Annotated in this window: 18 protein-coding genes; 17 read left to right on the forward strand and 1 reads right to left on the reverse strand. The window is 67.3% G+C overall.

The genetic code is table 11. The features are described from left to right. The first annotated feature begins 10 nt into the window (after window positions 1–10). From rsmH to lpxC, 14 genes are all read left to right on the forward strand, one after another. Window positions 11–979, forward strand: a complete 969-nt coding sequence (rsmH, locus tag G4G00_RS01360; protein WP_108755412.1) for a 16S rRNA (cytosine(1402)-N(4))-methyltransferase RsmH — start codon at window positions 11–13, stop codon at window positions 977–979. Next, window positions 976–1239, forward strand: a complete 264-nt coding sequence (ftsL, locus tag G4G00_RS01365) for a cell division protein FtsL (RefSeq protein ID WP_108748523.1) — start codon at window positions 976–978, stop codon at window positions 1237–1239. The genes rsmH and ftsL overlap by 4 nt, the downstream gene beginning before the upstream one ends. Then, complete coding sequence (locus G4G00_RS01370; protein WP_108752175.1) at window positions 1236–3083, forward strand: penicillin-binding protein 2; 1848 nt, start codon at window positions 1236–1238, stop codon at window positions 3081–3083. The genes ftsL and G4G00_RS01370 overlap by 4 nt, the downstream gene beginning before the upstream one ends. Then, window positions 3080–4579 carry a UDP-N-acetylmuramoyl-L-alanyl-D-glutamate--2,6-diaminopimelate ligase gene (locus G4G00_RS01375; RefSeq protein WP_164270872.1) on the forward strand — a complete coding sequence of 500 codons (1500 nt, stop codon included), beginning with the start codon at window positions 3080–3082 and terminating at the stop codon, window positions 4577–4579. Before G4G00_RS01370 ends, G4G00_RS01375 begins: the two co-directional genes overlap by 4 nt. After that, window positions 4576–5970 (forward strand): UDP-N-acetylmuramoyl-tripeptide--D-alanyl-D-alanine ligase, encoded by a 1395-nt coding sequence (gene murF, locus G4G00_RS01380; RefSeq protein ID WP_108752177.1) that lies wholly within the window; start codon window positions 4576–4578, stop codon window positions 5968–5970. The genes G4G00_RS01375 and murF overlap by 4 nt, the downstream gene beginning before the upstream one ends. Next, the gene (gene mraY / locus G4G00_RS01385; protein ID WP_108752178.1) at window positions 5960–7045 is read left to right on the forward strand and encodes a phospho-N-acetylmuramoyl-pentapeptide-transferase; all 1086 of its coding nucleotides are present in this window, start codon (window positions 5960–5962) and stop codon (window positions 7043–7045) included. Before murF ends, mraY begins: the two co-directional genes overlap by 11 nt. A gap of 2 nt (window positions 7046–7047) precedes the next feature. Then, entirely contained in the window at window positions 7048–8388 is a 1341-nt protein-coding gene (ftsW, locus tag G4G00_RS01390; protein WP_108755416.1) for a putative lipid II flippase FtsW, read from the forward strand. Then, the gene (gene murG, locus G4G00_RS01395) at window positions 8385–9482 is read left to right on the forward strand and encodes an undecaprenyldiphospho-muramoylpentapeptide beta-N-acetylglucosaminyltransferase (protein ID WP_164270874.1); all 1098 of its coding nucleotides are present in this window, start codon (window positions 8385–8387) and stop codon (window positions 9480–9482) included. The genes ftsW and murG overlap by 4 nt, the downstream gene beginning before the upstream one ends. A gap of 40 nt (window positions 9483–9522) precedes the next feature. After that, window positions 9523–10959, forward strand: coding sequence for a UDP-N-acetylmuramate--L-alanine ligase (gene murC, locus G4G00_RS01400; RefSeq protein ID WP_108761243.1), 1437 nt, complete (start codon window positions 9523–9525; stop codon window positions 10957–10959). After that, entirely contained in the window at window positions 10956–11918 is a 963-nt protein-coding gene (locus G4G00_RS01405) for a D-alanine--D-alanine ligase (protein WP_108752182.1), read from the forward strand. Before murC ends, G4G00_RS01405 begins: the two co-directional genes overlap by 4 nt. Next, on the forward strand, window positions 11915–12661 hold the full coding sequence (locus G4G00_RS01410) for a cell division protein FtsQ/DivIB (protein ID WP_108748532.1): 747 nt from the start codon (window positions 11915–11917) through the stop codon (window positions 12659–12661). Before G4G00_RS01405 ends, G4G00_RS01410 begins: the two co-directional genes overlap by 4 nt. Then, window positions 12658–13893, forward strand: a complete 1236-nt coding sequence (gene ftsA / locus G4G00_RS01415) for a cell division protein FtsA (protein WP_079220634.1) — start codon at window positions 12658–12660, stop codon at window positions 13891–13893. Before G4G00_RS01410 ends, ftsA begins: the two co-directional genes overlap by 4 nt. A gap of 185 nt (window positions 13894–14078) precedes the next feature. Next, window positions 14079–15314, forward strand: a complete 1236-nt coding sequence (gene ftsZ, locus G4G00_RS01420) for a cell division protein FtsZ (RefSeq protein ID WP_108748533.1) — start codon at window positions 14079–14081, stop codon at window positions 15312–15314. Window positions 15315–15494: 180 nt separating this feature from the next. Further along, complete coding sequence (lpxC, locus tag G4G00_RS01425) at window positions 15495–16406, forward strand: UDP-3-O-acyl-N-acetylglucosamine deacetylase (RefSeq protein WP_108748534.1); 912 nt, start codon at window positions 15495–15497, stop codon at window positions 16404–16406. A gap of 282 nt (window positions 16407–16688) precedes the next feature. Here the strand turns inward: lpxC and G4G00_RS01430 are convergent, their stop codons facing one another. Next, complete coding sequence (locus tag G4G00_RS01430; protein WP_108748535.1) at window positions 16689–17138, reverse strand: DUF721 domain-containing protein; 450 nt, start codon at window positions 17136–17138, stop codon at window positions 16689–16691. A gap of 12 nt (window positions 17139–17150) precedes the next feature. On the opposite strand from G4G00_RS01430, the gene G4G00_RS01435 reads away from it, so the two are divergent. The 3 genes from G4G00_RS01435 (at window position 17151) to G4G00_RS01445 (ending at window position 24973) form a co-directional block, all read left to right on the forward strand. Further along, window positions 17151–18104 (forward strand): M23 family metallopeptidase, encoded by a 954-nt coding sequence (locus tag G4G00_RS01435; RefSeq protein WP_108752183.1) that lies wholly within the window; start codon window positions 17151–17153, stop codon window positions 18102–18104. Between the two features lie 200 nt (window positions 18105–18304). Beyond that, on the forward strand, window positions 18305–21037 hold the full coding sequence (gene secA, locus G4G00_RS01440; RefSeq protein WP_108752184.1) for a preprotein translocase subunit SecA: 2733 nt from the start codon (window positions 18305–18307) through the stop codon (window positions 21035–21037). A gap of 288 nt (window positions 21038–21325) precedes the next feature. Further along, window positions 21326–24973 carry an autotransporter domain-containing protein gene (locus G4G00_RS01445; protein ID WP_164270876.1) on the forward strand — a complete coding sequence of 1216 codons (3648 nt, stop codon included), beginning with the start codon at window positions 21326–21328 and terminating at the stop codon, window positions 24971–24973. Window positions 24974–25014: the final 41 nt, after the last annotated feature.

Genomic DNA, 25014 nt, shown 5'->3' on the forward strand with positions numbered 1-25014 from the left:
GGGTGCCCGGATGCGCCCAGAAGCGCAGACCGGTCACCTTCCGGTGTCGCAGTCGCCGGCGGTGCACCTGCCGGTCCTGTACACCCAGGTCATCGAAGGCCTGAGGGTGATCGAAAACGGACGTTATCTGGATGGCACGTTCGGTCGTGGCGGTCATGCACGTGGCGTGCTTACCCAGCTCGGTCCCGAGGGGCGCCTGCTGGTCATGGACAAGGATCCGGAAGCCATTGCCGTTGCCGAACGCGATTTCGCGCCGGACCCGCGCGTGTCCATCTTCCGTGGCAGCTTCGCCCAGCTGCTGCAGTGGAACGAGACGGCCGAAGGTCTGGACGGCGTGCTGTTCGACCTGGGCGTGTCCTCGCCGCAGCTGGACGTGGCCGAACGCGGTTTCAGCTTCGGCAAGGACGGCCCGCTGGACATGCGCATGGACCCGGACAGCGGTGAAAGCGCCGCGCAGTGGATCAACCGCGTGGAAGATCGCGAGATCGCCGACGTGCTGTGGACCTACGGCGAGGAGCGGCAGAGCCGCCGCATCGCCCGTGCCATCGTTGCCCGCCGCGAGAAGCAGCCGTTCACCCGCACCGCCGAACTGGCCGAGCTGATCGCCTCGGTGATGCCGCGTGGCAAAGACAAGATCCACCCGGCCACGCGCAGCTTCCAGGCCATCCGCATCCACATCAACCGCGAGCTGGCCGATCTGGAAGCCGGACTGGATGCGGCCGTGGAACGGCTCAAGCCCGGTGGTCGCCTGGCGGTGATCAGCTTCCATTCGCTGGAAGACCGCATCGTCAAGCAGTACATGAACCGCCTGGCCAAGGCGCCGCCGGCCAACCGCCGCCTGCCCGAAGCAGAGGTGTTCGTGCCGACCCTGGATCTGATCGGCGGCGCCATCAAGGCCACCGACGAAGAACTGGCCGCCAACCCGCGTGCCCGCAGCGCCGTGCTGCGCGTGGCCCAGAAGCGGGAGGCCGATGCATGAGCCGGCTGCTGCTGATCATCCTGTTGGCCTGCACCGTGGCCTCGGCGATCGGCGTCGTGTTCGTGCGTCACCGTCACCGGCAGACGTTCATCGAGTTGTCGCGCGCCGAGCGCACGCGCGATGACATCAACCTGGAGTTCGGCCGCCTGCAGCTGGAACAGGCCACCCTGGCCGAGGCCAACCGGGTGGACCGCATCGCGCGCGAAAAGCTGGGCATGAAGTTCCCTGAAGCCGCCGATGTGGTAGTGGTGCGCCCATGAGCAAGACCGGCCGCAACCGCCCGCGCAACGCCTTCAACCTGCGCCAGCGCCTGCGCTGGGTCGCCCTGGCGCTCGGCCTGTGCTCGGTCTCGCTGGTCGGCCGCGCCGCCTACGTGCAGATCGTCAACGCCGATTTCTACCAGCGCCAGGGCGAAGCGCGTTACCTGCGCGAGCTGCCGATCAAGACCTCGCGCGGCATGATCACCGACCGCAACGGCGAGCCGCTGGCGGTGTCCACCCCGGTCGCCTCGATCTGGGTGAACCCGCAGGACCTGCTGCGCTCGCCCGAGCGCATTCCCGAACTGGCCCAGGCCGTGGGCATGTCGGTGGATGAACTGAGCAGCCGCCTGTCGCAGAAGTCGGACAAGGAATTCATGTACCTGCGCCGCCGGATCAATCCGGACGAAGCAGAGAAGGTGGTGGCGCTGAAGATTCCGGGCGTGGCCGCACAGCGCGAGTTCCGCCGCTTCTACCCGCAGGGTGAGGCGATGGCGCACGTGCTTGGCTTCACCAACATCGACGACCGCGGCCAGGAAGGGCTGGAGCTGGCCTTCGACGAATGGCTGCGCGGCAAGGCCGGCGCCAAGCGGGTGATCCGCAACCGCAAGGGCGAAACGGTGGAAAGCGATCTGCTGCGCGCCGCCGAGCCGGGCAAGGACCTGACCCTCAGCATCGATCGCCGCATCCAGTACCTGGCGTTCAAGGAACTGCGCAACGCACTGGTGGCCAACAAGGCGGCCGGCGGTTCGATGGTGATCATGGACGTGGCCACCGGCGAGATCCTGGCCATGGTCAACCTGCCGACCTACAACCCGAATTCGCTGAACGGTGCGGTGCCGGACACGCGTCGCAACCGCGCCGTGACCGACCTGGTCGAGCCGGGCTCGACGATGAAGCCGCTGACCATTGCCACGGCGCTGCAGGCCGGGGTGGTGACCAAGGACACCATCATCGACACCAACCCGGGCTACATGACCCTGGGCCGCTTCACCATCCGCGACGTGCCGCGCAACAACGGCGTGCTCAACGTGACCGGCGTGATCACCCGCAGTTCGAACGTGGGCGCTGCCAAGGTTGCGGCCAAGCTGCCCGACCAGACCTTCTACGATTCGATCCGCAGCTTCGGTTACGGTTCGGTGCCGCACAGTGGTTTCCCCGGTGAATCCGGTGGTGTGGTGCTGCGCCCGGCGCGGTGGTCGGGTACGTCCAAGACCACCATGTCCTACGGCTACGGCCTGAATGTCACTCCGCTGCAGATCGCCACGGCTTATTCGGCCCTGGCCAACGGCGGCAAGCTGATCGCGCCGACCTTCGTGAAGGGCCAGCGCAACGAAGGCAAGCAGATCATCGATCCGGCCGTGGCCAAGGAAGTGGTGGCCATGATGGAAACCGTGGTGACCCAGGGCGGCGCCAAGCAGGCGGCGGTGCTGGGCTACCACGTGGCCGGCAAGACCGGTACGGCGCGCAAGGCCGGCCCGGGTGGCTATGAGCGTGGCCACTACAACTCGCTGTTCGCCGGCGTGGTGCCGGCCACCAACCCGCGCTTTGCCACCGTCATCGTCATCAACGACCCGCAGGGCGGCAAGTTCTATGGCGGTCTGGTCTCGGCGCCGGTGTACCACAACGTGATGGAAGGCACCCTGCGGCTGATGGATGTGCCGCTGGACGACCTGCAGTCGTGGCTGGCCGCCCAGCAGTCCGGAAAGATGGGCCATTCGGCGTCCATCCTGCCGGCACCGCCGGCTGAAACCGCGTTGCCGGCCGATGCCGCCGCCGAATTCGACGCCGCGCTGCCCAGCGCGCAGAACCATGTGCCGGCCCCGCCCGCGGGAGGCACGCAATGAGCCCTTCGATGTTGCTTTCGCAGTTGCTTCCCGACGTTGCCCTGGCGGGCAATGATCCCGTTCTGACCGGCCTGGTGCTGGACAGCCGTGCCGTGCGCCCCGGTAATGCCTTCGTGGCGATTGCCGGCTTCGGCGCGCATGGCCTCGGCTTCGTCGACCAGGCGCGTGCCGCCGGTGCCAGCGCCATCCTGTTTGAACCGCCGGCCCCGGCCGAACTGCCTGCGCCGGCCGACGCCATCGCCGTGCCCGGCCTGCGTGCCCGCCTGGGCGCGATGGCTGACCAGTTCCATGGCGCGCCGTCGCGCGCCATGACCATGGTGGGCGTGACCGGCACCAACGGCAAGACCTCCACCGTGCAGCTGCTGGCCCAGGCCTGGCACCTGCTCGGCACGCCCAGTGGAAGTATCGGCACCCTGGGTGCCGGTCTTTATGGCGCGGTGGAACCGACCGGCTTCACCACCCCGCTGGTGCTGCAGATGCATGCGCTGCTGGCGCAGCTGCGCGCCGACGGTGCGCAGGCCGTGGCCATGGAAGTGAGCTCGCACGCGCTCGACCAGGGCCGCGTGGATGCGGTGCACTACGACGTGGCGGTGTTCACCAACCTCACCCGCGACCATCTGGATTACCACGGCGACATGGCCAGCTACGGCGCGGCCAAGGCACGCCTGTTCCACCGCCCGGACCTGAAGGCCGCGGTGGTGAACCTGGACGATGCGTTCGGTCGCCAGCTGTTTGCGGGTCTGCCGGCCGGCGTGCAGCCCATTGGCCTGAGTTCGCGTGGCGCCGAGGGCGCCCGCGTGCGTGCCGAAGCCCTGCAGCTGGATGGCCGCGGCATCGGCTTCGAACTGGTGATCGACGGCGCACGCGCTGCGGTGCAGTCGCCGCTGCTGGGCCGCTTCAACGTGGACAACCTGCTGGCCGTGGCCGGCAGCCTGCATGCGCTGGGTCAGCCGCTGCAGCGCATCGCCGCCGTGCTGTCGGCGCTGCAGCCGATCCGCGGCCGCATGAACCGCCTGGGCGGCGAGAACGGCCTGCCCACCGTGGTGGTCGACTACGCACACACCCCCGATGCGCTGGAACAGGCGCTTGAAAGCCTGCACGGCCACCTGCAGGGCACGTTGTACTGCGTGTTCGGCTGCGGTGGCGAGCGCGATACCGGCAAGCGCCCGCAGATGGCGGCCATTGCCGAGCGCCTGGCCAACCAGGTCATCGTGACCGACGACAACCCGCGTGGCGAAGACGGCGACGCGATCGTGGCCGACATCCTGGCCGGCTTCACCGATGCCTCGGCCGTGACCGTGCAGCGCAGCCGCGCGCGGGCGATCGGCCTGGCCGTGAAGCGTGCCGCTGCGGGCGACATCATCCTGATCGCCGGCAAGGGCCACGAGCCCTACCAGGAAGTGAACGGCGTGCGCCACGACTTCGATGACACCGAAGTGTCGGCCGCGGCGCTGGCCGCCAAGGCCGGTGTGCTGGCCGGGGAGGGTGCGGCATGAAGCGCACCCTGCTTTCGCTGATCGCACACTGGGCCGGTGGCGAGATCCACGGCGACGACGTGGCCATCGACGCGGTCAGCAATGACACCCGCAGCCTGGGTGCGGGCAGCCTGTACGTGGCCCTGCGCGGCGAGCGTTTCGACGGCCATGACTTCGCCGCCGACGCGCAGGCACGCGGCGCCAGTGCGCTCCTGGTCGAGCGCCTGCTGCCGCTGGACGTGCCGCAGGTGCTGGTGGCTGACAGCGAACTGGCCCTGGCGAAGATCGCCGCCGGCATGCAGCGCGACCGTCGCACCGAGGTGTTCGCGATCACCGGCAGCAACGGCAAGACCAGCGTGAAGAGCCTGTTGCTGTCGATCCTGCAGCAGGTGGCCGCGCACGCCCACAAGGTGGTGTACGCCAACCCCGGCAACCGCAACAACGAGATCGGCCTGCCGCTGGCGGTGATCGATGCACCGGAAGATGCCGACTACGCCGTCTACGAGATGGGCGCCGGCAAGCCGGGCGACATCGCCTACCTGACCGACATCGCCCGCCCGCGCTACGCGCTGGTGAACAACATCGCACCGGCGCACCTGGAACGCATGGGCAGCCTGCTCGGCGTGGCGGTCACCAAGGGCGCGATCTACGCGGCACTGCCGGCCGATGGCGTGGCGGTAATCAACGTGGACGATGCCTACGGCCGCTGGTTCGAACAGCATTTCGTCGGTACCCCGGCGCGCTGCCGTGTGCTGCGCTACGGCCTGGACCACAGCGCCGACGTCACCGCGCGCGATATCCGCGCCGGTGCGCAGGGCAGCCAGTTCACCTTGGTTGCGCCGCAGGGCGAGGTGGGCGTGGTGCTGGGTCTGCCCGGCCGCCACAACATCAGCAATGCGCTGGCCGCTGCCAGCCTGGCGCTGGGTGCAGGCATCGGCCTGGACCTGGTGGCCGCCGGCCTGGCCACCGCGCAGCCGGTGCCGGGCCGCCAGATCGCCCACACCCTGCACAGCGGTGCGGTGCTGGTCGATGACAGCTACAACGCCAACCCCGGTTCGCTGGCTGCGGCCATCGATGCCCTGGCCGCTGCGCCGGAAGAGGGTTGGCTGGTGTTGGGTGACATGCGCGAGCTGGGCCCCGATGCCGAGGCCCTGCACGCGCAGGCCGGCCTGCGCGCCCGCGCGGCCGGTCTGAAGCGTCTGTACGCGCTGGGCCCGCTCAGCGCCGCCGCCGCGGTTGCCTTCGGTGAAGGTGGCCGCCATTTCGCCACCCATGATGCGCTGTCGAAGGCGCTGCAGGACGAGTTGCACGCTGGTGTGCGCTGCCTGGTCAAGGGTTCCCGTGGCAGTGCCATGGACCTGATCGTCAAAGCGCTGCTGGCGCAAGGAGAGGAATCCCCGCATGTTGTATGAACTGGCTCGATGGTTGCAGCAGTTGGAGAGCCTGTTCGGGCTGTTCAACTACCAGACCTTCCGCGCGATCCTGGCCGCGCTGACGGCGCTGTTCCTGTCGCTGTGGCTTGGCCCGGCGGTGATCCGCCGGCTGGCCCAGTTCAAGGGCGGCCAGCCGATCCGTACCGATGGCCCGCAGACCCACTTCTCCAAGGCCGGCACGCCCACCATGGGCGGTTCGCTGATCCTGCTCACCGTCACCCTGTCGGTGCTGATGTGGGCCGACCTGCGCAACCGCTACGTGTGGCTGGTGCTGGCCGTGATGCTGTGCTTCGGTGCCATCGGCTGGTACGACGACTGGATCAAGATCGTGCGCCGCGACCCGAACGGTCTGAAGTCGCGCTGGAAGTACCTGCTGCAGTCGATCTTCGGCCTGGCCGCGGGCATCTTCCTGTTCCAGACCGCCGATGTGCCGGCGGCGCTGACCTTCTATATTCCGATGTTCAAGTCGGTGGCGTTGCCGCTGGCCGGCATCGGCTTCGTGGCCATCGCCTATTTCTGGATCGTCGGCTTCTCCAATGCGGTGAACCTGACCGACGGCCTGGACGGCCTGGCGATCATGCCCACGGTGCTGGTGGCCTGCGCGCTGGGCGTGTTCGCCTATGCGTCGGGCAACGTGGTGTTCGCCAACTACCTGCAGATTCCGCAGATTCCCGGTGCCGGTGAGCTGGTCATCATCTGCGCGGCCATTGCCGGCGCGGGCCTGGGCTTCCTGTGGTTCAACACCTATCCGGCCATGGTCTTCATGGGCGACATCGGCGCGCTGTCGCTGGGCGCGGTGCTGGGCACGATCGCAGTGATCACCCGCCAGGAACTGGTGCTGGTGATCATGGGCGGCGTGTTCGTCATCGAAACGCTGTCGGTGATGATCCAGGTCGCCTCGTTCAAGCTGACCGGCAAGCGCGTGTTCCGCATGGCGCCCATCCACCACCACTTCGAACTGAAGGGCTGGCCCGAACCGCGCGTGATCGTGCGCTTCTGGATCATCTCGGTGGTGCTGGTGCTGATCGGCCTGGCCACGTTGAAGGTGCGCTGAGCATGAACGACCTGTCGCGCCAGGCAACCCGCCTTGAAGCCATCGAAGGCAGCTACGACAAGTGGCTGCTGGGCGCGATCATCGCGCTCACGGGCGTGGGCGTGGTGATGGTGGCGTCCAGTTCGATCGCGCTGATGAGCAGCCCGTTCTACTACCTCAACCGCCACCTGATCTTCCTGGCGGTGGGCATCGTGCTGGCGGTCATCGCCGCGCGCACCGAACTGAAGTCGATCGAGCAGTACAACCAGGTGCTGCTGCTGGGCTGCTTCGCGCTGCTGCTGGTGGTGTTCATTCCCGGCCTGGGCAGCAGCGTGAACGGCGCCCGCCGCTGGATCAACCTGGGTATTTCCAAGTTCCAGACCGTGGAAGCGGTGAAGGTGCTCTACATCGTCTGGCTGTCCAGCTACCTGGTGCGCTTCCGCGATGAAGTGAACGCGACCTGGCCGGCCATGCTGAAGCCGCTGGGCGTGGCCGGTGCGCTGGTGGTGCTGCTGCTGCTGCAGCCCGACTTCGGTTCGTCCACCCTGCTGCTGGCCATCACCGCCGGCATGCTGGTGCTGGGCGGGGTGAACATGCCGCGCATGTCGATGCCGGTGGTGATCGGCCTGGTGGGCATGAGCGCGCTGGCCATCATCGAGCCGTACCGCATGCGCCGCATCACCTCGTTCCTGGACCCGTGGGCCGACCAGCAGGGCGACGGCTACCAGCTGTCCAACGCGCTGATGGCGGTGGGCCGCGGTGAGTGGACCGGCGTGGGCCTGGGCAATTCGGTGCAGAAGCTGTACTACCTGCCCGAAGCGCATACCGACTTCATCTTCTCGGTCACCGCCGAGGAATTCGGCTTCCTGGGCACCTGCGTGATCATCGCCCTGTACGCGCTGCTGGTGGGCCGCACCTTCTGGCTGGGCATGCGCTGCGTGGAAATGAAGCGCCACTTCTCCGGTTACATCGCCTTCGGCATCGGCCTGTGGATCAGCATGCAGACCTTCGTCTCGATCGGCGTGAACCTGGGCATCCTGCCGACCAAGGGCCTGACCCTGCCGCTGATCTCGTCCGGCGGTTCGTCGGTGCTGATGACCTGCGTGGCGATGGGCCTGCTGCTGCGCGTGTCCTATGAACTGAAGCGTGCCGAGCGCCGTCAGGCCGTACGCATCGGCGCGGCCGACGAAGGCGCGCCGGTGGCAGCGGCCAGCGCGCCGGCAGCCCCGGCGGCCCCGGCAGCGGCGCCTTCGGTGGCCAACGCTGCGGCCAGCACGGCGGCCGCGGCAGCGCCTTCGGCCGCCGCGCGTGGCACCAGCCGCCTGCAGTCGCGCATTGAACCGACCTTCGGGAGGCTGTCATGAGTGCCGCCCCGACCCCCACCGCCAGCAACCGCCCGGTGATGATCCTGGCCGGCGGTACCGGCGGCCACATCTTCCCCGGCCTGGCCGTGGCCCGCGTGCTGCGCGAACGTGGCGTGCCGGTCACCTGGATGGGCGCCGACGGCGCGATGGAAACCCGCCTGGTGCCGCAGCACGGCATCCACATCGATACGCTGGCCATCACCGGGCTGCGCGGCAAGGGCAAGCTGGCCCTGCTGGCCGCACCGTGGCGGCTGATGCGCGCGCTGCGTGCGGCCGGCATGATCATCCGCCAGCGCCAGCCGCGTGCCGTGGTCGCCTTCGGTGGCTTCGCGTCCGGTCCCGGTGGCATGGCCACGCGCCTGCATGGCCTGCCGCTGATCGTGCACGAACAGAACCGTGCGCCGGGCCTGACCAACCGCATCCTGTCACGCTACGCGCGCCGCCTGCTGACCGGCTTCCCCGGGACCTTCGCCAAGGGCGAGGAGTTCGTCGGCAATCCGGTGCGCGCGGAAATCGCCGCCATCGCACCGCCGGAACAGCGCTTCGCCGACCGTCACGGTCCGCTGCGCGTGCTGGTGGTCGGTGGCAGCCAGGGCGCACGTGCGCTGAACACCGGCGTGCCGCAGGCCATTGCCGCGCTCGGCGCCGGCGTGGCGGTGCAGGTGCGCCACCAGAGCGGCGAGAAGATGCACGCCGAAGCGGTCGAGGCGTATGCCAAGGCCGGTGTGCAGGCTGAGATCACGCCCTTCATCGCCGACATGGCCGACGCCTTCGCCTGGGCCGACCTGGTGGTGTGCCGTTCCGGCGCGTCCACCCTGGCCGAGCTGTGCGCGGTGGGCGTGGGCAGTGTGCTGGTGCCATTCCCCGCCGCCGTTGATGACCACCAGACCCGCAACGCGGAGTATCTGGTGGAGCGCAACGCAGCCGTGTTGCTGAAGCAGGACGGAACGCTGGCCGACGGCATTGCCGCACTGCTGCGCGAACTGTCCGAAAATCCCGCCCGCCGCATGCAGATGGCGCAAGCCGCGCGTGCCCTGGCCAAGGTCGATGCCGCCGAGCGCATCGCCGATATCATTCTTGAGGAAGCAGTATGAAGAAGGCCTGCCATAGCGCCTGCCACGCGCGAGGCCGCGCATGATCCGCCGCCTGCATGACACCAACGATCTGGTGCGCGCGTTCCCGCGCGTGCATTTCGTCGGCATTGGCGGCACCGGCATGAGCGGCATCGCCGAAGTGATGCTGACGCTGGGCTACGAAGTGTCCGGTTCGGACAACGCCGACAACGCGGCCACCCGCCGCTTGGCCGGTCTGGGTGCGCGCATCATGCGCGGCCATTCGGCGGCCAACGTGCTGGGCACCGACTGCGTGGTGGTGTCCAGCGCCATCCGCGAAGACAACCCCGAGCTGATGGAAGCGCGCAGCCAGCGCATTCCGATCATGCCGCGCGCGGCCATGCTGGCCGAGCTGATGCGCTTCCGCCGCGGCATCGCCGTGGCCGGCACCCATGGCAAGACCACCACCACCAGCCTGACCGCGGCGGTGCTGAGCGAAGGCGGCCTGGACCCGACGTTCGTGATCGGTGGCCAGCTGCTGGCCGCCGGTGCCAACGCCAAGCTGGGCGGTGGCCAGTGGCTGGTGGCCGAGGCCGACGAAAGCGATGGCAGCTTCCTGCGCCTGAACCCGCTGATGTCGATCATCACGAACATCGATGCCGACCACCTGGAAAACTACGGCAACGATTTTGCCCGCGTGCAGGCCGCGTTCGCCGAGTTCCTGCAGCGCCTGCCGTTCTACGGCCTGGCCGTGCTGTGCATCGACGACCCGGAAGTGGCCGCGCTGGCCGCCAAGACCCCGCGCCACGTGATGAGCTACGGCATGAGCCCGCAGGCCGACGTGCGTGCGGAAAACGTGGTGCAGGAAGGTTCGCGCATGCGCTTCACCCTGCGCCTGCCGCAGGGTACCAGCCAGGAAGTGGTGCTGGCCCTGCCGGGCAAGCACAACGTGCTGAACGCCCTGGCCGCTGCGGCGGTGGGCTGGCAGCTGGGCGTGGCGCCGGACGCGATCGCGCGTGCGCTGGAAAGCTTTGCCGGCGTCGGCCGTCGCTTCAACGATCTTGGCGAAGTGACCACCGCCAGCGGCGCCAAGGTGCGCATCATCGACGACTACGGCCATCACCCCAGCGAGCTGGAGGCAGTGTTCGCCGCGGCACGCGGCGGCTGGACCGACAAGCGTCTGGTCGTGGCCTTCCAGCCGCACCGTTACAGCCGTACCCGCGACCAGTTCGACAAGTTCGCGGCGGTGTTGTCCAGCGTGGATGCACTGGTGCTGAGCGAGGTCTACCCGGCCGGTGAAGAACCGATCGCTGGTGCCGATTCGCATGCGCTGGCCCGCGCCATCCGTGCGCGCGGCCGCAGCGAGCCGGTGGTGGTGGGCAAGGCCGCCGAGCTGGCCAGCGTGCTGCCGGACGTGCTGCAGGACGGTGATCTGCTGCTGATGATGGGCGCTGGCGACATTGGCGCCGTGGCCAGCCAGATCGCGGTGGAAGGTTTCAAGGCGGAGGGCCAGGCGTGAGCACGCTGACCTTCCCGCCGCTGCGCAGCACCGACCCGGCCGTGTTCGGCCGCGTGGCCGTGCTGCTGGGCGGCACGTCCAGTGAACGCGAGGTCTCGCTCGATTCCGGCCGCAACGTGCTGGAAGCGCTGCAGGCGCGTGGCGTCGATGCGTTCGCTGTCGATGGCATTCCGGCGCTGGCCAAGGCGCTGGCCGGCGGTGGCATCGACCGCGTGTTCAACATCCTGCACGGCCACAACGGTGGCGGCGAGGACGGCATCGTGCAGGGCCTGATGGACGCCTTCGGGGTGCCGTACACCGGCTCCAACGTGCTGGGTTCGGCACTGAGCATGGACAAGATCCGCACCAAGCAGGTGTGGCTGTCGCTGGGCCTGCCGACCCCGCAGTACCGCAAGGTGACTGCGGAGAACGTGCATGCGAACGCAGCCGAACTCGGCCTGCCGGTGGTGGTCAAGCCGGCCAACGAAGGTTCCAGCGTGGGCATCAGCCGGGTGACCGACGACGCCGGCCTGGACGAAGCCGTGGCCCTGGCCGCCCGCTACGACGGCCAGCTGCTGATGGAACAGATGGTGCTGGGCGACGAACTGACCGTGGCCATCCTGGGCGATGTGGCGCTGCCGTCGATCCGCATCGTGCCCAAGGGCCAGTGGTACGACTACAACGCCAAGTACATTGCCGAAGACACCCAGTACCTGTGCCCGGGCCTGGACGGCGCCGACGAGGAAGAGATCGGCCGCATCGCGCTGGCCGCCTTCCGCGCGGCGGGCTGCCGTGGCTGGGGCCGGGTGGACGTGATGCGTGACCGCGCCAGCGGCCGCTTCTTCCTGCTGGAAGTGAACACCGCCCCGGGCATGACCAGTCATTCGCTGGTGCCCAAGGCTGCCGCCCAGGCCGGCATCGGTTTCGAAGAACTGGTGTGGCGCGTGCTGGAACAGACCCTGGAGGCATCGCACGCATGAACGCGGTGCTGCGCATCTTCGTCTGGCTGTTGGCGCTGTCGGTGGTAGCACTGCCGGTGGTGGCCGTGGTCAACGGCTGGGTCGGCGCCGAGCGCTGGCCGCTGGCGAAGCTGCGCGTGCACGGTGAGTTCAAGCGTGTGCCGCCGGAACAGCTGCAGCAGGTACTGCTGCCGTATGCACACGCCGGTTTCTTCGCGGTGAAGCTGCAGGATGCGCAGGACGCACTGGAAAAGCTGCCTTGGGTGGAAAGCGCGCGCGTGCGCAAGCAGTGGCCGGATGTGCTGGAAGTCACCCTGGTCGAACACAAGCCGTTCGCCCGCTGGGGCAACGACCGCCTGCTGTCCGAGCAGGGCAAGCTGTTCCCCACGCCGAAGAAGCTGGCCGACCTGCAGCTGCCCGAGCTGGACGGCCCGGACAGCCAGACCGAAGAAGTGGTGAAGCTCTACAACGATTCGCGCGCGTTGTTTGCGCCGGCCGGCGTGGATGTGCGCCGGCTGAGCATGGACGCGCGCGGCAGCTGGTCGCTGCTGCTGAGCAATGGCACCGAAGTGGTGGTGGGCCGCGACGATGCCCGCTCGCGCCTGCAGCGCTTCGTGCGCGTGCTGCCGCAGCTGGCCAACCAGGCCGCACCGATTGAACGGGCGGACCTCCGCTATACCAATGGTTTCACGTTGAGCTGGGGCACCCCGCCCCCGGCCGACGCGCCGGCCACCCCGGCACGAAGGACGCAGGAAAGGACATGAATCGCAAGGGTGACAAATCGCTGATCGTCGGCCTGGATATCGGCACCTCCAAGGTGGTGGCGCTGGTGGGCGAGTATTCGCCGGGCAACCCGATCGAAGTGATCGGCATCGGCTCGCATGAATCGCGCGGCCTGAAGCGCGGCGTGGTGGTGGACATCGAATCGACCGTGCAGTCGATCCAGCGTGCGGTGGAAGAAGCCGAGCTGATGGCCGGCTGCGAGATCCGTTCGGTCTACGCCTCCATTTCCGGCAACCACGTGCAGTGCAAGAATTCGCCGGGCATCGTGCCGATCCGCGACGGTGAAGTGACCTGGGGCGACCTGGATCGCGTGCTGGATGCGGCCAAGGCGGTGGCCATCCCGGCCGACCAGAAGATCCTGCACGCCATTCCGCGCGAATACGTGCTGGATGATTCGCAGGAAGGCATCCGCAACCCGGTGGGCATGACCGGCGTGCGCCTGGAGGTGCATGCGCACCTGGTGGTGTGCGCGCAGTCGGCCGCGGCCAACATCAGCAAGTGCGTGCAGCGCTGCGGCCTGCAGGTGGACGACCTGGTGCTGTCCTCGCTGGCGTCCAGCGTGGCGGTGCTGACCGCCGACGAGAAGGAGCTGGGCGTGGTGCTGGTGGACATGGGCGCGGGCACCACCGATATCGCGGTGTTCGTGCAGGGTGCGATCTGCCACACCGCATCGCTGCCGATCGCCGGCGACCACGTGACCAACGACATCGCGCACATGCTGCGCACGCCCACCCCGGAAGCCGAGCAGATCAAGGTGCGCTACGCCTGCGCCCTGGCCCAGCTGGCCACCGCCGAGGAAAGCATCCAGGTGCCGTCGGTGGGCGACCGCCCGCCGCGCCGCATGCCGCGCCATTCGCTGGCGCAGGCGGTGCAGGGTCGTTACGAGGAAATCTTCGAGATGGTGCAGGCCGAACTGCGCCGCTCCGGCTTCGAGGAACTGGTGCGCGCCGGCCTGGTACTGACCGGTGGTGCATCGAAGATGGAAGGCGTGGTCGAACTGGCCGAGGAAATGCTGCAGATGCCGGTACGCGTGGGCATTCCGCAGCACGTGACCGGGCTGGGCGAAGTGGTGGGCAACCCGGTGCATGCCACCGGCGTGGGCCTGCTGCTGATGGGCAGCCAGAACGAACACCCGCGTCGCCCGTCGCTGCCCACCGGCCGCGCCGGCAGCATGTTCAAGAAATTGAAGACCTGGTTCCGCGGCGAGTTCTGACGCGCAACCTGCAGCACCCGGGCGTGCCCGGTCGCAACACCCGCAACACCCGCAACACCCGCAACACCTGCAGTACCGCTTCAAGGCAACACACAACCCACACAGCCGCAACGGCAACATGACGCGCAAAGGCAGGAGGCCTGAACGCCCATGCCACCGAAAGCGGATACAACGAGGACACGGACATGGCGCATTTTGAACTGATCGAAAAGATGGCACCCAATGCGGTGATCAAGGTGGTTGGCGTGGGCGGCGGCGGCGGCAATGCCGTGGCGCACATGGTCAACTCGGCAGTGGATGGCGTGGAATTCATCACCGCCAACACCGACTCGCAGGCCATCAAGAATTGCGGTGCCAAGCTGCAGCTGCAGCTGGGTACCAACGTCACCAAGGGCCTGGGCGCAGGCGCGAATCCGGAAGTGGGCCGCCAGGCCGCGCTGGAAGACCGCGAGCGCATCATGGACGCCCTGCAGGGCGCGGACATGGTGTTCATCACCGCCGGCATGGGCGGCGGCACCGGCACCGGTGCGGCACCGGTGGTGGCCCAGCTGGCCAAGGAAATGGGCATCCTGACCGTGGCCGTGGTCACCAAGCCGTTCCCGTTCGAAGGCCGTCGCCGCATGCAGGTGGCGCTGAAGGGCATCGAGGAACTGAGCCAGCACTGCGACTCGCTGATCACCATTCCCAATGAAAAGCTGATCACCGTGCTGGGCCGCAACGCCACCATGATCCAGGCGTTCCGCGCTGCCAACGACGTGCTGCAGGGCGCCGTGCAGGGCATCGCCGATCTGATCGTGCGCCCGGGCCTGATCAACGTCGACTTCGCCGACGTGCGCACCGTCATGTCCGAGATGGGCCTGGCGATGATGGGTACCGGCACCGCCCGTGGCGATGACCGCGCCCAGGCCGCCGCTGAATCGGCCATCCAGAACCCGCTGCTGGACGATGTGAACCTGGCCGGTGCCAACGGCATCCTGGTCAACATCACCGCCGGCGCCGACTTCACTATGGCCGAGTTCGACGAGATCGGCCGCACCATCGATGGCTTCGCTTCGGAAGATGCCACCGTGGTGGTCGGCACCGTGCTCGACCCGGACATGCAGGACGAAGTGCGCGTGACCGTGGTCGCCACCGGCCTGAACCGCGTGTCGGCCAGCAAGAGCCAGCGCCCGGGCGAGCGTGCGCCGATCAAGCTGGTGCGCAACGCCACCACCGGCCAGCCGGAATTCGGCGACTTCGACAACGGCGGCGATGCGGTGTCCAAGGCCGTGGGCGGCATGGGCCTGGGCCTGCGCCGTGCCAGCAGCGACAGCGTGGCCGCGTCCACCCCGTCGGCACCGAGCGCTTCGTCGCCGGCGGCCGCCGAACTGCCCAACGACTACCTGGACATCCCGGCGTTCCTGCGCCGCCAGGCGGACTGAGCGGGGTAGCCCGGGGCTTGTCCCCCCCGGGTTGCGCCACCATGTCCTGAAACGCAGGCGCCGGGCCAGGATGGGCCCGGCCGCCTTGCTTCGCGCGTCCCACCGGCGTCTACACGGCGTTTCAGCCGGGGTATGGGACCCTGCGTGTTAATCTAGTGTGTCACTTCCGGTCTGCCCCCCATGATCCAGCAACGCACTCTCAAGAACACGATCCGCGCCACCGGCGTTGGCCTGCACAGCGGTGACAAGGTCTACATGACCCTGCGCCCGGCACCGGTCAACCATGGCATCGTGTTCCGTCGCGTCGATCTGGACCCGGTGGTGGAAGTGCCCGCCAAGGCCGAACTGGTCACCGAAGTGACCCTGTGCACCGGCCTGACCTGCAACGACGCCAAGATCCAGACTGTCGAACACCTGATGTCGGCCCTGGCCGGCCTGGGTGTGGACAACATCATCGTCGAACTGTCCTCGCCGGAACTGCCGATCATGGACGGTTCGTCCGGGCCGTTCGTGTTCCTGCTGCAGTCGGCCGGCATCGTGGAACAGAACGCGCCCAAGCGCTTCATCCGCGTGCTGAAGACCGTGGAAGTGACGGAGGGCGACAAGGTGGCCCGCTTCACCCCGTACGAGGGCTACAAGCTGGGCTTCACCATCCAGTTCGACCACCCGATGATTCCGGCCAAGCAGTCGCGCCAGGAAATCGAGTTCTCCACGCAGGCCTACACCAAGGAAATCTCCCGCGCGCGCACCTTCGGTTTCATGCGCGACCTGGAATACATGCGCGAGCGCAACCTGGGCCTGGGCGGTTCGATGGACAACGCCATCGTGCTGGACGAGTTCCGTGTATTGAACGAAGACGGCCTGCGCTACGCCGACGAATTCGTGCGCCACAAGATTCTTGACGCCATTGGCGATCTTTATCTGGCCGGTGGCCAGGTGTTGGGGGCCTACGAGGGCTTCAAGTCGGGCCACGCGCTCAACAACAAGCTGGTGCGGGCGCTGATGGCTGATGCCACCGCCTGGGAATGGGTGACCTATGAATCGCCCAGCGTGGAAGACCCGGTGGTGTATGCCATGCCGGCCTACGCGTGATCGCTTAAGTTGTTGAATTGAATAGAAACGACGCCGCCTTCCAGGGCGGCGTTGTCGTTTCCGTGGCCGCTGCCGACCGGCGCCGTGAAGCGTGACGTGAATGCGCTCACCGGGTCACGGTTTTGTGAACCCGGCCGATCGAAAGCCTGAATTTAACGTTGTTTTAACAACAATCTAACGACTCGACCACGGGGTGCCGCTAGGATGCGACCCGGCCCCCGAAAATGTTTCACGCTGCGGTGACACGCGCGACGGGGAGCGGAGCCGGATGCTCCGCTGCCATCAGGACCCTTTTCCCGTTTTACCGGGGACATCCTGCAAGGCTGCCAAGGCGTCGCGTAGCCCTTTGTGCGTGGCGGCTGAAACTGCGTGGGGGCCATTCCGGTTGTCGTGTGCTGGGGAGCGCGAGGGAGTGGGAGACGCAGTCTTGATGGTCACCTTGGTGGCCTTCAGCCCGATGGACCGGGCCGCGTCGAGCAACTGGGCTTCGGCAAGCCGCAACTTGGCATGCCAGACCGGGGATTCGACGAGAAAAACGAGGTGTTCGCCGTCCACATTGGCCAACCGGCAACGGTTGCGCAGCGGGGGCGGCAGTTGGGGGCGCAACTGACGGTCCAGCGCGTCGAGCCACAAGGCACGCCGCAGCGGGTTCCCGCTTTTGTCCGCCATCACTGCATCCAGGGCCGGTTTCGGCTTGGACGCAGGGCGAACGCTGGATTTCGGCTCAGACATGAAAACTCACTGATGGCATTCAAAAAGATCGTAATCAAAACGCGTGAACGTCAGGCCAAATCGCCGCTCACGCGTCTGCGGTTCTACTTCGAGGACCGCCCCCGCGCCCTGCTGGGCAGCGTGCTCGGGGTAGGCTGCATTATCGGCCTTGCCGGCGGCTTCGGCGCCAGTGCGCTGAACGACTCGCGCCTGCAGGCCAAGGTCGACCGCCAGGAGGCCGAGCTGGCCAAGGTCCAGCGCGATGCGCAGACCCAGGTCAACGCACTGGCCGCGCGCATGGGCGAGCTGCAGGCCCAGGCCACCCGCCTGAACGCGCTGGGCGAACGGCTGACCCAGATGGGCAAGCTGGAAGACGGCGAATTCGACTTCAACGAGACCCCCGGCCTGGGTGACGGCGATGCCGGCGGCCCGACCGCGGACATCCCGGTGAAGGACGTCAACGCCGACTTACAGGTGCTGGAGCAGCGCTTCGCTGCTTCAGGCCGCCAGTTGTCGGTGATGGAATCGCTGATGTTCGACCACCAGTTGCAGCAGAACGCCGTGCCCTCGCGCATGCCGATCCGCAACACCTACATTACGTCCAACTTCGGTACCCGTGCCGACCCGTTCGGTCGCGGTGCCGCCACTCACAAGGGCATGGACTTCCACGCCCGCGTCGGTGACCCGGTGATGTCGGTGGCCGATGGCGTGGTCAGCTTCTCCGGGGTGAAGGGCGGCTACGGCAACGTGGTCGACGTGGACCATGGCAACGGCTACGTGACCCGCTATGCGCACAATTCGCGCCTGGTGGTGAAGGTGGGCGACCTGGTGCGCGCCGGCCAGGAAGTGGCCAAGGCCGGTTCCACCGGCCGCTCGACCGGTGCCCACGTGCACTTCGAAGTCTGGGAAAACGGCAACGTGGTCAACCCGCGCAAGTTCCTGGGTGACGGCGGCAACACGCCGGTGGGCCGTATCAGCCGCGGCTGAGCCCCCGTCCGGGGTCGGATCCCTTCCGCAACGCGGAAGGGCTCTGACCCCATCGCGCAAGGGTTGAAACCCCTGCCGCCCGTCCCAAGCTACAATGGGTGTTGCCATCGACAGGGCGCCAGGCGCCCTGTTTCGTTTGCGGCGGACGGATCCCCAGGGGGACGACCGGGCCGCTGTGTCCATCCAACCCGGTTCCTTCAATGATCAACAGCCTGCTTACCCGCGTATTTGGCAGTCGTAACGAACGACAGCTGCGCCAGCTCAACCGCATCGTCGCCAAGATCAATGCGCTGGAGCCGGAGATCGAGAAGCTTTCCGACGAGCAGCTGCAGGCCAAGACGCCGGAGTTCAAGCAGCGCATCGCCGGCGGTGAAGCCCTGGACAAGGTGCTGCCCGAAGCCTTCGCGGTCTGCCGCGAAGCCGGCCGCCGCGTGCTGGGCATGCGCCACTACGACGTGCAGCTGATCGGCGGCATGGTGCTTCACCTGGGCAAGATTGCAGAAATGCGCACCGGTGAAGGCAAGACCCTGGTGGCGACCCTGCCGGTGTACCTGAACGCGCTGGAAGGCAAGGGCGTGCACGTGGTCACCGTGAACGACTACCTGGCCCGCCGCGACGCCGCGCAGATGGGCAAGTTGTACAACTGGCTGGGCCTGAGCGTGGGCGTGGTGTACCCGGGCATGCCGCACAGCGACAAGCGCGAAGCCTACGCCGCCGACATCACCTACGGCACCAACAACGAATTCGGTTTCGACTACCTGCGCGACAACATGGCGCTGTCCAAGGCCGACCGCTACCAGCGCGGCCTGCACTACGCCATCGTCGACGAAGTCGACTCCATCCTGATCGACGAAGCGCGTACCCCGCTGATCATCTCCGGCCCGGCCGACGATTCCCCGGAGCTGTACATCCGGGTGAACCGCATCGTGCCGAACCTGGTGAAGCAGGAAGCCGAAGACGGCGAAGGCGACTTCTGGGTCGACGAAAAGGGCAAGCAGGTGCACCTGTCCGAAGCGGGCATGGAGCACGCCGAGCAGCTGCTGGTCGACGCCGGCATCCTCGACGGCCAGACCGAAGGCCTGTACGCGGCGCAGAACCTGACCGTGGTCCACCATCTGAATGCCGCACTGCGCGCGCACGCCATCTACCAGCGTGACGTGGACTACATCGTGCGCGACGGCGAAGTGGTCATCGTCGATGAGTTCACCGGCCGTACCCTGTCCGGCCGCCGCTGGTCCGACGGTCTGCACCAGGCCGTGGAAGCGAAGGAAGGCGTGCCGGTACAGCGCGAGAACCAGACGCTGGCCAGCATCACCTTCCAGAACCTGTTCCGCATGTACAAGAAGCTGTCCGGCATGACCGGTACGGCCGATACCGAAGCGTTCGAGTTCCAGAGCATCTACGGCCTGGAAGTGGTGGTCATTCCGACCAACCGCCCGACCATCCGCAAGGACAGCCCGGACCAGGTGTTCCTGAACCGCAAGGGCAAGTTCAATGCGGTGCTGGCCGACATCGAAGAGTGCGCCAAGCGCGGCCAGCCGGTGCTGGTGGGTACCACCTCGATCGAAACCTCGGAAATGCTGTCCGAGCACCTGCGCAAGGCCGGTGTGAAGCACGAAGTGCTGAACGCCAAGCAGCATGACCGCGAAGCGACCATCGTCGCCAACGCCGGTCGCCCGGCCGCCGTGACCATCGCCACCAACATGGCCGGCCGTGGTACCGACATCGTGCTGGGCGGTTCGCTGGAAGCGGAAATCCACGAGCTGGGCGAAGGCGCTACCGACGAGCAGAAGGCCGCGATCAAGGCCGAATGGCAGAAGCGCCACGATGCAGTGAAGGCCGCTGGCGGCCTGCACATCGTTGGTACCGAACGCCACGAATCGCGCCGTATCGACAACCAGCTGCGCGGTCGTTCCGGCCGCCAGGGTGACCCGGGTTCGTCCCGCTTCTACCTGTCGCTGGAAGACAACCTGATGCGTATCTTCGCCTCTGACTGGGTGCAGAAGGCCATGCGCATGATGGGCATGAAGGAAGACGACGTCATCGAAGACCGCCTGGTCAGCCGCCAGATCGAGAAGGCGCAGCGCAAGGTGGAAGCGCACAACTTCGACATCCGCAAGAACCTGCTGGACTTCGACGACGTCAACAATGACCAGCGCAAGGTGATCTATTCCCAGCGCGATGAACTGCTGGACGCCGAATCGGTGAAGGACAACGTCGATGGCATCCGCGACGACGTGATCTTCGACGTGGTGGCGCGCTTCGTGCCGCCGAACTCGATCGATGAACAGTGGGACCTGCGCGGCCTGGAAGCTACCCTGGAATCGGATTTCGGCCTGCAGATGTCGCTGGTCGACATGGTCAAGTCGCACGAAGAACTGGACGCCGAAGCCATTGCCGCCAAGGTGCTGGAGCGCGTGAACCAGCACTTCGCCGAGAAGGAAGCCGGCGTGGGCGAAGAGACCATGCGTGCGCTGGAAAAGCACGTGATGCTGACCGTGCTGGACCAGAGCTGGAAGGAACACCTGGCCCGCATGGACTACCTGCGCCAGGGCATCTACCTGCGCGGCTACGCACAGAAGCAGCCCAAGCAGGAATACAAGAAGGAAGCCTTCGAGCTGTTCTCGGACATGCTGGAAAACGTGAAGCGCGAAGTGGTGACCCTGCTGGCCCGCGTACGTATCCGCAGCGACGAGGAAGTGCAGGCGCTGGAAGCGGCCGAACGCCAGCAGGCGCAGGCGCGCCTGAGCCAGTCGCAGTTCCAGCACCAGGATGCCGGCGGCTACAGCGCCGACGAAGAAGCCGCCCAAGTGCAGGCCGCACAGCAGGGCGTGGCGCAGCGCCAGCGCGACGAACCGAAGGTCGGCCGTAACGACCCGTGCCCGTGCGGCAGTGGCAAGAAGTTCAAGCACTGCCACGGTCAGCTGAGCTGAGCTGAGTAAACCGAGCTGAGTCGCAAAAGCCCCGCAAATGCGGGGCTTTTTTTGTTCTGGCAGATGCGTCTTGTGAGCCATTTCCCATAACGAGAGTTTTCAGATTTATCTGACCCGCGTGTCGGGGCAACCCCCACACCAAAGTCAGGCCCGCGCCATGGGCAGCTCCCGTTCGCGCCCGTATGTTGCACGGGCTCTGCGGTGGGACTGCAGAACCTGCCGGCGGAGCTGCGTCGATGTCGCCCCCGCGATACCGCGCATCCCTGATCGACAAACACATGGAGCTTCATGAACAGGATCTATCGCCAGGTGTTCAACCACACCACCGGCCAGGTGCAGGTTGCATCTGAACTCACCACGTCACATTCGCCGGGCCGCGCCAGCGTCGGCCACGTCCACCGTTCGTCGTCGCTGCGCAGCGCGCTGCTGCTGGCGCTGGGCCTGGCCGCGCTGCCCGCGCAGTCGGCGCTGGCCGCTGCCTATGACTTCCCCAGCAACGAGACCGTGTCCGACAGCCGCGGCTATGTGGATGGCTTCCGCATCGGTGTGAATTCGCCGATCACCATCGACCTGATGCCGGGCGCGGTGCTGACCGCCAATGGCCCGGTGTCGCTGGGTACGACTGTCGGCGGCATCGGTACCCTGAACGTGACCGGGCTCGGCAGCAGCGTCGTGCTGACCGACACGTTCGAAGACATGCGCGTGGGTGATGCCGGCAAGGGCGTGCTGAACCTGACCGGCGGCGGCACCGTGACCGTGGCCCGCAACGTGGTCCTGGGCAACGTGTCCGGCGGCGAGGGTGCGGCGCTGGTCAGCGGTGTGGGTTCCAAGCTCACCGCACGCCAGATCGATATCGGCAAGGCCGGTACCGGCAGCCTGGTGATCAGCAATGGTGGCGTGGTCGACACCACCGCGGTGAACAGCTCCACCCTGCTGCAGGGCATGCGCATCGGCGCGGAAGCAGGCAGCACCGGTTCGGTCACCGTCGACACCGGTGGTGTACTGAACATCGCCAACAACCACCTGATCGTCGGCCAGCGCGGCCAGGGCGAGCTGAACATTGCCAGCGGCGGCATCGTCAACGTCGGCCAGACCCTGGCCGTGGGCATCGTCGACGGCGCCACCGGCACGGTCAACGTGACCGACGGCGTACTGGTGGCCCAGGACATCCTGCTCGGCCAGGAGTCCGGCTCGACCGCCACTCTGCGCGTGTCCGGCGCCAGCACCGTGCAGACCGACACCTTTGAACTGGGCGAACGCGGCAATGCACTGCTGCGCGTGGAAAACGGTGGCGTGCTGCGCGCCACCACTTCGCTGATCGCCGAAACGCCGGACGGTTCGTCGGGTGACCGGGGCCAGGTCGGTCGCATTGAAGTCAGCGGTGCCGGTTCGGCCATCGAATCGGCACGCGTGGACGCCACGGCCAGCCTGTTGATCGACAACGGCGGCGCGATCCGTTCGAACGTGGCCAACATCAAGAACTCGTTCGGTGCCGGTACCGGCGCCGGCCGTGCCAAGGCCACCCTGACCGGTGCCGACAGCCAGTGGATCAACACCGGCGTGATGGAAGTCACCACCGACCTGCAGGTGCTCGACGGCGCCCGCATCAGCACCGACACCCTCAGTGTGTCCGGTGGCTCGGACTTCCCGAAGGGCACCGCCGCGCTGTACCCCGAACAGGTCGTGGTCAGCGGCGAGGGCTCGTCCATCACCGCTGCCAACGGTATCTCCGTCGGCCGCACCACCTTCGATCCGCTCGGCGTGCTGGCGGTGAACAACGGTGCCAAGCTCAGTGCCGGCACCGGCTATACCCTGGACAACAGCGGCTATCTGGTCATCGGTGGCGGCCTGCAGGACTGGACCGCTGCCGACGGCCCCACCTGGGCAGCGGCCGAAGCGGCCGGTGAACTGGATGGTTCGCCGATCACCATGAACAACGGCCAGGGCGGCCTGCTGTTCAACCACACCGGTGACATCACCCTGTCCAATACCATCGCCAGCTCGTCTGCGTCGATGACCTACGGTGGCCTGCACCAGCTGGCCGGCAGCACCACCCTGGACGGTGACCTGACCGCCTTCGGCGGCGACATCAACGTCAGCGGCGGCACCCTGGTCATCAATTCCGATACCTATACCGGCCAGGGCTACACCGGCAGCAGCCAGGCGGTGACGCAGGACATCACCGTGACCGGCGGCACCCTGGTGCTCAATGGCGCGTCGGGCTTCCAGCAGGAGATCAACTACGGCACGGGCCTGGGCAGCGCGATCATCCGCAGCTCGACCGCCAACATCCGCGACGGCGGCGTGCTGGCCGGCAACGCCGCCGTGGGCCAGACCTTCGTGCGCAATGGCGCGGTGCTGTCTCCGGGCCAGAACGGTGTGGGCGCCATCACCATCGATGGTGACCTGTACTTCAACAACATGGCCGTCACCCCGGAACAGGTCGCCGGCAAGGCGTTCTACGATGTGGACGTGCTGGGCAATGGCCAGGCCGACCTGCTGACGGTGGCCGGCAAGGCCTACCTGGGCAAGGTCAACTATGCCGGTGAACACGGTGCCACCGGCGTGCGCATCACCGCGCTGGACCCGGCCACCAGCTACCAGAATGGCCAGAGCTACACGATCCTGAGCGCGGCCGGCGGTATTGAAGGCCAGTTCGATGACGTGATCTCGCGTTCGGCCTTCCTCGACCCCAGCCTGGTGCAGACCGGCAACGACGTGCGTCTGCTGATCGCGGTGAAGAGTGACGAGACGGGCCCGGGGCCTGGCCCTGGCCCCGATCCGGGCCCGGGTCCGAACCCGAATCCGGGCACGCCGGGTACCCCGGGCGAGGGCGGTGGCGCGACCCCGCCGGCCGTGTTCGGTGCCGTTGCCGCCACCGGCAATCACCTGGCCACTGCCGGCGCGCTGGACACCCTGCAGCAGTCCGGGCAGGCGCTGGCGTTGTACAACCAGCTGCTGATGCTGGACGCCGACGAAGCGCGGCTGGCCTTCGATCACCTGTCCGGCGAAATCCACGCCAGCAACCGTGCGTTGCTGCTGGATGATCGCTTCCTGCGTGAAGGCATTTCCCAGCGCCTGCGCACCGACCCGTCGATCAAGGCGCAGGGCGGTGGCTTCTGGCTGTCCGGCGGTGGCGCCGCCAATCGCCAGGACGGCGACCACGGCAGCGCCCGCAGCCGCCAGCACCGCGAAGGCCTGATGGCCGGCCTGGACTGGACCTTCGGTGAAGCCTGGACCGTGGGCCTGGCCGCCGGCGCCGAGACGCTGCGCCAGCAGGTGGACGCGCGCAGCAGCAAGGCCGATGTCGATGCCGTGCACGGTGGCCTGTACGCCTCCTATCGCATGGGCGAAGCCTGGTTCACCGCCGGTGCCAGCTATGCCGACTACGACCTGGATACCGACCGCACGTCGATCGTCGGTGGCATGCAGCAGCGCCTGCGTGCCGGCTACAGCGCCGATGCCGTGTCCGGCTTCGCCGAAGGCGGCTGGGACATGGACCTGGATCGCCTGGTGCTGACCCCGTACGTGGCCGTGGCCTACACCCGCCTGTCCACCGATGCGGCGCAGGAAACCGGCGGCAGCACCGCGCTGGTGATCGATGCCAGCAAGGACGAGGTGTGGACCGCGACCGCCGGCCTGCGCGCCAGCTGGGACATCAGCGCCGGCCAGGACGACGGTGCCCGACTGGTGGCCGGCCTGGCCTGGCAGAACGCGGCCGGCGATGTGCGCAGCAGCTCGCGCCAGCGCTTTGCAGTGGGCAGCAGCACCTTCAGCATCGATGGCGTGCCGCTGGCCCGCAACGTCGGCATCGCCGAGCTGGGCGTGTCGGTGAACATCAGCGACAACAGCCGTCTGTCGCTGGGCGCACAGGGCCGCGCCGGTGGCGGCCAGCATGAGCTGGGCGCGCAGATGACCTGGAACGTGCAGTTCTGATCACGCGTACTGCGTGGATGTAGACCGGGGGCCCCGCAAGG

Origin of the sequence: Stenotrophomonas sp. B1-1 (assembly GCF_010894375.1) — a bacterium.
Classification (GTDB): domain Bacteria; phylum Pseudomonadota; class Gammaproteobacteria; order Xanthomonadales; family Xanthomonadaceae; genus Stenotrophomonas.

Coding starts and splice junctions, on each gene's coding strand:
- rsmH (WP_108755412.1), top strand. CDS start 11: ATGCGCCCAGAAGCGCAGACCGGTCACCTTCCGGTGTCGCAGTCGCCG.
- ftsL (WP_108748523.1), top strand. CDS start 976: ATGAGCCGGCTGCTGCTGATCATCCTGTTGGCCTGCACCGTGGCCTCG.
- G4G00_RS01370 (WP_108752175.1), top strand. CDS start 1,236: ATGAGCAAGACCGGCCGCAACCGCCCGCGCAACGCCTTCAACCTGCGC.
- G4G00_RS01375 (WP_164270872.1), top strand. CDS start 3,080: ATGAGCCCTTCGATGTTGCTTTCGCAGTTGCTTCCCGACGTTGCCCTG.
- murF (WP_108752177.1), top strand. CDS start 4,576: ATGAAGCGCACCCTGCTTTCGCTGATCGCACACTGGGCCGGTGGCGAG.
- mraY (WP_108752178.1), top strand. CDS start 5,960: ATGTTGTATGAACTGGCTCGATGGTTGCAGCAGTTGGAGAGCCTGTTC.
- ftsW (WP_108755416.1), top strand. CDS start 7,048: ATGAACGACCTGTCGCGCCAGGCAACCCGCCTTGAAGCCATCGAAGGC.
- murG (WP_164270874.1), top strand. CDS start 8,385: ATGAGTGCCGCCCCGACCCCCACCGCCAGCAACCGCCCGGTGATGATC.
- murC (WP_108761243.1), top strand. CDS start 9,523: ATGATCCGCCGCCTGCATGACACCAACGATCTGGTGCGCGCGTTCCCG.
- G4G00_RS01410 (WP_108748532.1), top strand. CDS start 11,915: ATGAACGCGGTGCTGCGCATCTTCGTCTGGCTGTTGGCGCTGTCGGTG.
- ftsA (WP_079220634.1), top strand. CDS start 12,658: ATGAATCGCAAGGGTGACAAATCGCTGATCGTCGGCCTGGATATCGGC.
- ftsZ (WP_108748533.1), top strand. CDS start 14,079: ATGGCGCATTTTGAACTGATCGAAAAGATGGCACCCAATGCGGTGATC.
- lpxC (WP_108748534.1), top strand. CDS start 15,495: ATGATCCAGCAACGCACTCTCAAGAACACGATCCGCGCCACCGGCGTT.
- G4G00_RS01430 (WP_108748535.1), bottom strand. CDS start 17,138: ATGTCTGAGCCGAAATCCAGCGTTCGCCCTGCGTCCAAGCCGAAACCG.
- G4G00_RS01435 (WP_108752183.1), top strand. CDS start 17,151: ATGGCATTCAAAAAGATCGTAATCAAAACGCGTGAACGTCAGGCCAAA.
- secA (WP_108752184.1), top strand. CDS start 18,305: ATGATCAACAGCCTGCTTACCCGCGTATTTGGCAGTCGTAACGAACGA.
- G4G00_RS01445 (WP_164270876.1), top strand. CDS start 21,326: ATGAACAGGATCTATCGCCAGGTGTTCAACCACACCACCGGCCAGGTG.